This window comes from Rubrivivax benzoatilyticus JA2 = ATCC BAA-35 (assembly GCF_000190375.1).
Classification (GTDB): Bacteria; Pseudomonadota; Gammaproteobacteria; order Burkholderiales; family Burkholderiaceae_C; genus Rubrivivax; species Rubrivivax benzoatilyticus.
In genome coordinates this window covers 1-8,992 of sequence record NZ_AEWG01000096.1, presented here as the reverse complement: position 1 = coordinate 8,992, position 8,992 = coordinate 1, and the positions used below count along the sequence as shown (strand labels likewise).

The 8,992-nt window shown below is 72.7% G+C and carries 11 protein-coding genes; 8 read left to right on the top strand and 3 right to left on the bottom strand.

What is annotated here, in order from left to right; genetic code table 11:
• The 3 genes from RBXJA2T_RS11270 to RBXJA2T_RS11260 form a co-directional block, all read left to right on the top strand.
• Positions 1-1,006: HD-GYP domain-containing protein (locus RBXJA2T_RS11270; RefSeq protein WP_009857499.1), on the top strand; the 1,006-nt coding region annotated here is incomplete at its 5' end.
• A gap of 82 nt (positions 1,007-1,088) precedes the next feature.
• Complete coding sequence (locus RBXJA2T_RS11265; protein ID WP_009857498.1) at positions 1,089-1,280, top strand: heavy-metal-associated domain-containing protein; 192 nt, start codon at positions 1,089-1,091, stop codon at positions 1,278-1,280.
• 55 nt (positions 1,281-1,335) lie between these two features.
• Positions 1,336-2,910, top strand: a complete 1,575-nt coding sequence (locus tag RBXJA2T_RS11260; protein ID WP_009857497.1) for an ABC transporter substrate-binding protein — start codon at positions 1,336-1,338, stop codon at positions 2,908-2,910.
• A gap of 31 nt (positions 2,911-2,941) precedes the next feature.
• Here the strand turns inward: RBXJA2T_RS11260 and RBXJA2T_RS11255 are convergent, their stop codons facing one another.
• Positions 2,942-3,373 carry a DUF1841 family protein gene (locus tag RBXJA2T_RS11255; RefSeq protein WP_009857496.1) on the bottom strand — a complete coding sequence of 144 codons (432 nt, stop codon included), beginning with the start codon at positions 3,371-3,373 and terminating at the stop codon, positions 2,942-2,944.
• A gap of 46 nt (positions 3,374-3,419) precedes the next feature.
• Between RBXJA2T_RS11255 and RBXJA2T_RS11250 the strand changes: the two genes are divergently transcribed.
• From RBXJA2T_RS11250 to RBXJA2T_RS11235, 4 genes are all read left to right on the top strand, one after another.
• On the top strand, positions 3,420-3,995 hold the full coding sequence (locus tag RBXJA2T_RS11250) for a malonic semialdehyde reductase (protein ID WP_009857495.1): 576 nt from the start codon (positions 3,420-3,422) through the stop codon (positions 3,993-3,995).
• A 58-nt stretch (positions 3,996-4,053) separates the two neighbouring features.
• Positions 4,054-4,671 (top strand): ParA family protein, encoded by a 618-nt coding sequence (locus RBXJA2T_RS11245; RefSeq protein ID WP_009857494.1) that lies wholly within the window; start codon positions 4,054-4,056, stop codon positions 4,669-4,671.
• 128 nt (positions 4,672-4,799) lie between these two features.
• Positions 4,800-5,546, top strand: coding sequence for a response regulator (locus RBXJA2T_RS11240; RefSeq protein ID WP_009857493.1), 747 nt, complete (start codon positions 4,800-4,802; stop codon positions 5,544-5,546).
• On the top strand, positions 5,543-6,937 hold the full coding sequence (locus tag RBXJA2T_RS11235) for a sensor histidine kinase (RefSeq protein ID WP_009857492.1): 1,395 nt from the start codon (positions 5,543-5,545) through the stop codon (positions 6,935-6,937). Before RBXJA2T_RS11240 ends, RBXJA2T_RS11235 begins: the two co-directional genes overlap by 4 nt.
• Here the strand turns inward: RBXJA2T_RS11235 and RBXJA2T_RS11230 are convergent.
• Both RBXJA2T_RS11230 and RBXJA2T_RS11225 read right to left on the bottom strand, forming a co-directional pair.
• Positions 6,922-7,779, bottom strand: a complete 858-nt coding sequence (locus RBXJA2T_RS11230) for a segregation and condensation protein A (RefSeq protein WP_009857491.1) — start codon at positions 7,777-7,779, stop codon at positions 6,922-6,924. The two genes, RBXJA2T_RS11235 and RBXJA2T_RS11230, sit on opposite strands and share 16 nt — an antisense overlap.
• Positions 7,780-7,786: 7 nt before the next feature.
• Positions 7,787-7,993: a DUF3460 family protein gene (locus tag RBXJA2T_RS11225; protein WP_009857490.1), complete on the bottom strand. Its 207-nt coding sequence runs from the start codon at positions 7,991-7,993 to the stop codon at positions 7,787-7,789.
• A gap of 83 nt (positions 7,994-8,076) precedes the next feature.
• On the opposite strand from RBXJA2T_RS11225, the gene RBXJA2T_RS11220 reads away from it, so the two are divergent.
• On the top strand, positions 8,077-8,992 hold a 916-nt coding region (locus tag RBXJA2T_RS11220), incomplete at its 3' end, for a CYTH domain-containing protein (protein WP_009857489.1).

Sequence of the window (8,992 nt, the reverse complement as noted above, 5' to 3'; positions counted from 1 at the left end):
GGCCGCCGCCGTGCCGTCGCCCGCGCCGCCGCCGCCGCGCCCGCCGACGACGACGATGGCCGAGGAACTGCAGGCCGCCGCGGCCGTCTGCAAGCGCGGGCGTGAAGCCGTGGTCTCGATGTTCAGCGACGCCCGGCTCGGCCGCGCCATCGACGGCGAGGCCTGCATGCCGCTGGTCGAGCAGGTCACCGAGTCGGTGTTCCGCAACCCGGGCGCGCTGGTCAGCCTGGCGCGGCTGAAGACCCACGACGACTACACCTACATGCATTCGGTCGCGGTCTGCGCGCTGATGGTGGCGCTGGGCCGCCAGCTCGGTGCCGACGACACCGAGTGCCGCCGCCTCGGCCTGGCCGGGCTGCTGCACGACATCGGCAAGGCGCTGATGCCGTCGGACGTGCTGAACAAGCCGGGCAAGCTGACCGACCGGGAGTTCGACGTCATGCGCTCCCACCCCGAGCGCGGCCACCACCTGCTGCAGGAAGCCCGCGGCGCCGGCAGCGACGCGCTCGAGGTCTGCCTGCACCACCACGAGCGCGTGGACGGCACCGGCTACCCGCACAAGCTCTCCGGCGACGCGCTGACGCGCGAGGCGCGCATGGGCGCGGTCTGCGACGTCTACGACGCGATCACCTCCAACCGCCCTTACAAGGCCGGCTGGGACCCGGCCGAGTCGATCGCGCGCATGGTGTCGTGGAAGGGCCACTTCGACGAGGCCATCCTCGCGGCCTTCGTGCGCAGCGTCGGCATCTACCCGACCGGCTCGCTGGTGCGCATGGAGTCGGGGCGCATCGGCATCGTCGTCGAGCAGAACCCCGGCAAGCCGGCGGCCCCGGTGCTGAGCCTGTTCTATTCGACGCGCGCGGCGATGCCGATCCCGCCGCTGCGCCTGGACCTGGCGCAGGCCGCCAGCGACCGCATCGTCGGCCGCGAGCCGGCGCAGAACTGGGCCGGCCGCTCGCTCGACGAGCTCTGGCTGCCGCCCGAGGCCGCACGCGCACGGCGTTGACCCCGTGGCCGCACGGCCGCCCGCAGCGGCGGCCGGCGCAGGCGTTACCCTTCGGGCCGGCACAACAGGAGGCTTGCCCGCCATGATCGAACTGACGCTCCCGACGATGACCTGCGGCCACTGCGTGAAGACCGTCACCGAGACGGTGCAGCGCGTCGACGCCGCCGCCCGCGTGGCCATCGACCTGCCGACGCATGCCGTGCGCATCGAGTCGGCCCGGCCGGCCGAGGCCTTCACCGCGGCGCTGGCCGAAGAAGGCTTCGAGGCGGCCTGAGCCGCCGCCGGCGCGCGCGGCGCGCCACCCCCTGCATCCAACTCCGGGAGAGACGATGAAATCGTGGATCACCTGCGCCCTGCTCGCCGCAGGGCTGGCCGCCGGCAGCGCCGGGGCGCAGACGCTGCGCTGGGCCAGCCAGGGCGACCCCCAGACGATGGACCCGCACTCGCAGAACGAGCTGCTGACCAACTCGATGAACGGCCAGGTCTACGAGGGGCTGGTCGGCCGCGACCGCAACCTGGGCCTGGTGCCGGCGCTGGCCACCGAGTGGAAGCAGACCGGGCCGCTGACCTGGCGCTTCAAGCTGCGGCCGAACGTGAAGTTCCACGACGGTTCGCCGTTCACCGCCGAGGACGTCGTGTTCTCGATGAACCGCGCCAAGGAGCCGACCTCGCAGATCAGCGTCTACGCCAACGCGGTGGGCACCGCGGTGGCGATCGACCCGCTGACGGTGGAGTTCCGGCTGCCGCAGGTCAACCCGATATTCCTGCAGCACATCGCCGCGCCGCTGTGGATCATGAGCAAGTCGTGGTCCGAGAAGAACAAGGTCACCCGGCCGCTGGACTTCAAGAACAAGGAGGAGAGCTACGCCTCCTTCAACGCCAACGGCACCGGCCCGTACATGCTGGCCAGCCGCGCGCCCGGCATCAAGACGGTCTACAAGCGTTACCCGAACTGGTGGGGGCGCTTCGAGGGCAACGTCCAGCAGGTCGTTTACACGCCGATCGCCAACGACGCGACGCGGCTGGCGGCGCTGGTCTCCGGCGAGATCGACTTCGTCGTCGACCCGGCGCCGCGCGACGTGCCGCGGCTGCGCTCGACGCCGGGCGTGAAGATCGTCGACGGCCCCGAGAACCGGGTGCTGTTCATCGGCATGGACCAGCAGCGCGACGAGCTGCTGTACGGCAGCGAGAAGCGCCGCAACCCGTTCAAGGACGTGCGCGTGCGCCGGGCGCTGTACCACGCGATCGACATCGAGACGCTGAAGACCAAGCTGATGAACGGCCAGAGCGTGCCCACCGGCGGCATCACGCCGTCGCCGCTGGGTTCGTACAACGACCCGGCGATCGAGAGCCGCCTGCCCTTCGACCTGGCCAAGGCGCGCGCGCTGCTGGCCGAGGCCGGCTACGCCAACGGCTTCGAGGTGACGCTGGACTGCCCGAACAACCGCTACGTCAACGACGAGGAGATCTGCCTCGCGCTGGCGCAGATGTGGGCCAAGGTCGGCGTCAAGCTGCGTGTCAACGCGATGCCGCGCGCGGTCTACTTCCCCAAGCTGGAGAAGTTCGACACCAGCCTGTACATGCTGGGCTGGGGCGGCGCGATCACCGATGCCGAGGTGACGATCACGCCGGTGCTGCGCGCGCCGGGCGAGAAGGGTGTCGGCGCCTTCAACTACGGCCGGGTGAAGAACGACCGCTTCGAGGAACTCGCCAAGGCCTCCAGCGCCGAGCCCGACCCGAAGAAGCGCGAGGACCTCGTCAAGGCCGCGCTGCGCGAGTACACGCAGCAGGCGCACCTGCTGCCGCTGCACCGCCAGGTGATCCCCTGGGCCGCGCGCACCAACGTCGACGTCGTGCACCGCGCCGACAACTGGCTGGAGTTCGCCTGGGTCACGGTCAAGTGACCCACCCCCGCAGCGCCTTCGGCGCTGCGTCTCAGGTGGTCGCGCGGCGGCGCACGGCCTCGAGGTAGGCCTGGCCGTCGGGCGGCAGGCCGCTGCGCTGCGAAGCCCAGATCATCTCGCCCAGGCACTCCATGACCTCGTGGTGCGCGGCGTGCAGCGAGTTGCGCCGCGCCGCCAGCAGCGCGACGGCCTGGCGGATGCCGGTCGGCTGGTCGATGCTGCACTGCTCCTCGATCGACAGGTGCATCGACAGGTGCAGGAACGGGTTGGTGCGGCCGGCGTCGACGCGGTAGTCGGCCGCCAGCGCGGCCGGCAGGTCGGCGAGTTCGGCGTGATACTCGGCGTGCTCGGCGATCCAGCGTGTGGCGATCGCCTCCATCGCATCGACCGGGGCGCCGTCGCGGTACTTCGCGTAGGCGCCGCAGAAGAATCGTCTGACGTCGGTCTGATTCGGTTGGAACATCGCCGCATTGTCGCCGCGCGTCCTTGACCCGGTTTCCGACACGTCGATGAACATCACCACCGAACAGCTCTTCACCGCCGCCCGCACCCAGAACGGCTACCGCCCCGACCCCGTGCCCGACACCACGCTCGAGCAGCTCTACGAGCTGCTGAAGTGGGGCCCGACGGCGGTCAACGGCTGCCCGGCGCGTTTCGTCTTCGTGCGCACGCCCGAGGCGCGCGAGCGCCTGGCCGGGATCGTCAGCCCCGGCAACCGGCAGAAGGTGCTGGAAGCGCCGGTGACGGCGATCATCGGCATGGACCTGGCGTTCCACGACAAGCTGCCGCAGCTCTTCCCGCACGCCGACGCACGGGCCTGGTTCGCCGGCCACGACGCGCTGATCGCCGAGACGGCGCTGCGCAACTCCTCGCTGCAGGGCGCCTACCTGATCCTCGCGGCGCGTGCGCTCGGCCTGGACTGCGGGCCGATGAGCGGCTTCGACGCCGCCCGCGCCGACGCCGAGTACTGGGCCGGCACGACGGTGCGCACCAACTTCATCTGCACGCTGGGCCACGGCGACCCGGCCAAGGTCCACCCGCGGCTGCCGCGGCTGGCCTTTGCCGAGGCCTGCCGGCTGGTCTGAGGCGGGCGCCGCCGCGGCCGCTACCATCGCCGGCCAAACGGACAGCAGGAGGCACCGGATGCCGGTCATCGTCATCGCCAACCCCAAGGGCGGCGTCGGCAAGAGCACGCTGGCGACCAACGTCGCCGGCTGCCTGGCCGCGCACCGCGCGGCGGTGATGCTCGGCGACGTCGACCGGCAGCAGTCCTCGCGCCAGTGGCTGGCGCAGCGGCCGGCGGCGCTGCCGGCGATCCGCGGCTGGGACGTCGACCCGGGCGAGATCGTGCGCCCGCCCAAGGGCACGACGCACGTCGTGCTCGACACCCCGGCCGGCCTGCACGGCAAGCGCCTGGACGCGGTGCTGAAGATCGCCGACCGGATGCTGATCCCGCTGCAGCCGAGCCTGTTCGACATCCAGGCCACGCACGCCTTCGTGCAGGCGCTGCGCCAGCACAAGCGCGGCGCCGACCTGGCCGTCGGCGTGGTGGCGATGCGCGTGCGCGAGCACACGCTGGCCCACGAGCAGCTGCAGCATTACCTGCGCACGCTGCCGGTGCCGCTGGTCGCGTCGCTGCGCGACACGCAGAACTACGTGCAGCTCGCCGCCCGCGGGCTGACGCTGTGGGACGTGGCGCCCGGCCGCGTCGAGCGCGACCTGCAGCAGTGGGCGCCGCTGGTGGAGTGGCTGACCCGCTGAGGGCCTCGCGCGCGCCGGCCGCGCGGCGTCGTTCCCCGGGACGAGATACCCCAAAGAGTGGGTGAGCCCGCGCCTCGGGCGCCAGCCCAGAATCGCGCGGTTCGCATCCGCGACGTGGGGGGAGGGCCATGAAAGTCCTGCTGGTCGACGACCATCCTCTGATCCTCTCGGCCCTGCAGGCGGTCATCCGCGGGCTCGGCGACGACGTCGACGTGCACGGCGCGGCCACCGCCGAGGCCGCTCGCGAGGCCTTGCGCCAGGACGCCGACCGCGACCTCGTGCTGCTCGACCTGGCGCTGGGCGAGGACGACGGCTTCGAGGTGCTGGCCGAGTTCCGCGCCGCCTACCCCGAGCTGCCGGTGGTCGTGATCTCGGCCTCCGACCGTGCCAGCGACGTCATCCGCGCGATCGACCTCGGCGCGATGGGCTTCGTGCCCAAGCGTTCGTCGAACAAGGCGCTGTGCGAGGCGCTGCGCATGGTGATGTCCGGCGGCCTGTACGTGCCGCCCAACATGCTCGGGCTGGAGCCCCGGCCGGTGTCCGACGCGCCCGAGACCGTGCCCGGCGCGCTGCGCCTGGTGCCCGACGCGCCGCTGGGCGAGCGGGCGCGGCCCGAGCCGCACCAGGAGCCGCCGTCGCTGGCGCGCATCGGGCTGACGCCGCGCCAGGGCGAGGTGCTGGGCCTGCTGCTGAAGGGCCTGCCGAACAAGCTGATCGCGCGCGAGCTCGACCTGTCGGTCGAGACCGTCAAGGACCACGTCGCCGCGGTGCTGCGCGCGCTGGGCGTCAGCACGCGCACGCAGGCGGTTCTGGCGGTCAGCCAGATGATGCAGCGGCAGAACGGCTGGGTGCCGAAGGCGCCGCCGCGGCCATGACGGCCGTGGCCGCCGCCGTTCTCGTGCCGGCGCGGGTGGCGCCCGACGGCCGCGGCTCGCCCGCCGACCAGCTGCGCGCGCTGTACCACCTGGCGCCGGCGATGCTCGTCGGCTACGCCGTCGGCCTCGGCCTGGTGCTGATGACCTTCGGCGCGCTGTGCGACCGCCGCCTGCTGCTGGCCTGGGCCGGCGCGTTCTCGATCGTCTGGTCGCTGCGCCTGCTGCACTGCCTGCGCTGGCGCCGCCCCGATGCCGCCGACGACGAGCGGCTGATGTCCTGGCTGCGCAGCTGGAGCCTGCTGGTGCTCGCCCACGGCGCGCTCTGGGGGCTGGCCGCCTGGCTGTTCTGGGGCCTGGGCACGGACTATCACGCGACGGTGCTGCTGCTGGTGCTCTACAGCTTCTGCGTCGCCTCGGTGCAGATGCTCGCCACGCAGCCGCGCCTGTTCCTCGGCTACAACGCGCTGCTGCTCGGTGCCACGGTGCTGCGTGTGGCCACCGACACCGGGCGCGACAACCATCTGCAGCTGGCGGCGGTGATCGCGAGCCTGTTCGCCGTCACCTGGGTCATGGCGCGGGCCCACGGCGCCGCGCTGACCCAGGCGATCCGGCTGAAGAACCGCACCGCCGAGCTGGCCGCGCAGCTGCGTTTCGAGAAGGCCGAGGCCGAGGCGGCGCGGCGCGCGGCCGAGGCCGCCTCGCTGGCCAAGACACGCTTCTTCGCCGCCGCCAGCCACGACCTGCGCCAGCCGCTGCAGGCGATGTCGCTGTTCGTCGAGGCGCTGCGCCGGCGCCCGCAGGCGCCCGAGGCCGCGGCCCTGGTGCACGGCATCGACGCCTCGCTGGAGTCGCTGGACACGCTGTTCGGCGAGCTGCTGGACATCACGCGCATCGACGCCGGCGGCGTCGAGCCGCGGCCCGAGCGGCTGGAGATCCGGGCGCTGTACACGCGGCTGCGCCTGCATCTGGAGCCGCTGGCCGCGGAGAAGGGCCTCGCGCTGCGTTTTCGCGGCGAGCGCCACCTCGCCCACGCCGACCCGCTGCTCGTCGAGCGCGTGCTGCGCAACCTGCTCGGCAACGCGATCCGCTACACCGACGTCGGCGGCGTCCTGGTCGGCTGCCGCCGGCGCGGCGGCCGGCTGCTGCTGCAGGTCTGGGACACCGGCATCGGCATCGACGCGCAGAGCCTGCCACGCGTCTTCGACGAGTTCTTCCAGGTGCGCGGCATGCGTGCCGCCCCGGTGCCCGACGGCCCCGGCCTGGGGCTGGGCCTGGCGATCGTGCGCCGGCTGTGCTCTCTGATGGGCAGCGAGGTGCGCGTGCGCTCGCGGCCGGGCCGCGGCTCGGTGTTCTCGTTCACGCTGCCGGCGGGCGCTCAGACCGGCTGGTAGGCCAGACGCACGTAGATCGGCGCGAAGGCCTCGGCCTGCGTCACCTCGACGAGGTGCTCGCGCGACAGCTCCAGCATCGCGATGAAGGTCACGACCAGCACCGGCGTGCCGCGCGTGACGTCGAACAGCTCCTGGAACTCGACGAAGCGCTTGCCCTGCAGCCGGCGCAGCACGATGGTCATGAACTCGCGCACCGACAGCTGCTCGCGCGAGATCGTGTGGTGCTGGTGCAGCCGCGCGCGCTTCAGGATGTCGGCCCAGGCGGCGCGCAGGTCGTCGGGGTGCACGTCGGGGAAACGCGGCGCCAGCGCCTGCTCGACGTAGACCTGGGCGCGCAGGAAGTCGCGGCCCATCACCGGCAGCGCGTCCAGGCGCGCGGCGGCGAGCTTGATCTGCTCGTACTCGATGAGCCGGCGCACGAGCTCGGCGCGTGGATCCTCGGGTTCGCTGCCGTCGGCGTTCTTCTTCGGCGGCAGCAGCATGCGCGACTTGATCTCGATGAGCATCGCCGCCATCAGCAGGTACTCGCTGGCGAGCTCGAGATTGCGCCGCCGCAGCTGCTCGACGTAGTCCAGGTACTGGCGCGTGACGTCGGCCAGCGGGATGTCGAGGATGTTGAAGTTCTGCTTGCGGATCAGGTAGAGCAGCAGGTCCAGCGGGCCTTCGAAGGCCTCGAGGAAGACCTCCAGCGCATCCGGCGGGATGTAGAGGTCCTGCGGCAGCCGGAACAGCGGCTCGCCGTACAGGCGGGCGACGGCCACCTGATCCACGACGTCCTGCGCGGCCGGTTCGGCTGCCGCTTCCGCGGTCGGCAGCGCCTCGGGCAGGGCGGGCGTGTCCAAGGGCGCTTCAGCGTCCCTTGGACTGGTAGACGTAGGGCTGCTGCGGCACGCGCGCCTGGCGCCAGGCCTGCTGCGCCTCGCGGTCGATCGCCTTGTCCCACAGCAGCGCACGGCCGGCGCGCTGTTCGTCCTCCAGCGTCGGGCGCTGCTCCTTCAGCTTGGCGATGAAGTCGGTGACGTCGGAGGTGTAGGGCTTGCGGAAGAACGGCGGCATGGTCGGTGCGGAAGCGACAATTCGGTCGATCCATGAGTTTACCGGCCGGGCCGCTTCCGCGCCCGCCACGCCCGAGGACAGGCATGAGGGAGATCGAGCTGAAGTTCCAGATTCCGGCCGCCGCGCGCGACCGGGTGCAGCGTGCCGTCGCGACGAAGACCGCGCGTGTGCTGCCGCTGGCCGCCGCCTACGCCGACACCGCCGACGAGCGCCTGGCGCGTGCCGGCTTCGCGTTGCGCCTGCGGCGCGAGGGCACACGCTGGGTGCAGACCCTCAAGGGCCGCGGCGACGGCCTGATGGACCGCCTGGAGCACGAGATCGAGCTGCCCGACACCGACGCCGCGCCGGTGCTGGACCCGGCGCGCCACGCCGGCACGCCGGCCGGCGACGCGCTGGCGCGGCTGCTGGCCGACGGTGCGCCGCTGGTCGAGCGCTACCGCACCGAGATCGTGCGCGTGGCGCGCCGCGTGCGCAGCGGTGCCGCCTTCGTCGAGATCGCGCTCGACGAAGGCCGCATCGTCGCCGGCGAGCGCAGCGCCGCGGTCTGCGAGATCGAGTTCGAGCTGCTGTCGGGCCCGCCGTCCGGGCTGCTGGCGCTGGCCGCGCAGTGGGTGGTGCGCCACGGCCTGTGGCTGGACGTGCGCACCAAGGCCGAACGCGGCACGCGCCTGGCGCGCGGCCTGGAGCGGGTGCCGGCGCTGCATGCCGAGCCGATGCGGCTGCGGCCGCGCCCGACGACGACCCAGGCCTTCGGCGCGATGCTGCAGTCGGCGCTGCAGCAGGTGCTGCCCAACGCCGCCGAGCTGGCCTCGGGCAGCGGCGACGCCGAGACGCTGCACCAGCTGCGGGTCGGCCTGCGCCGGCTGCGCAGCGCGCTGCGTGTGTTCGCGCCCTGGGCGCCCGACGAGGCCGCCGCGCGGGCGCTGGAGCAGGCGCTGGCCGAACCCTTCGCGGCGCTGGGCGCGGCGCGCGATGCCGACGTCGCCGCCGCCGGCCTGC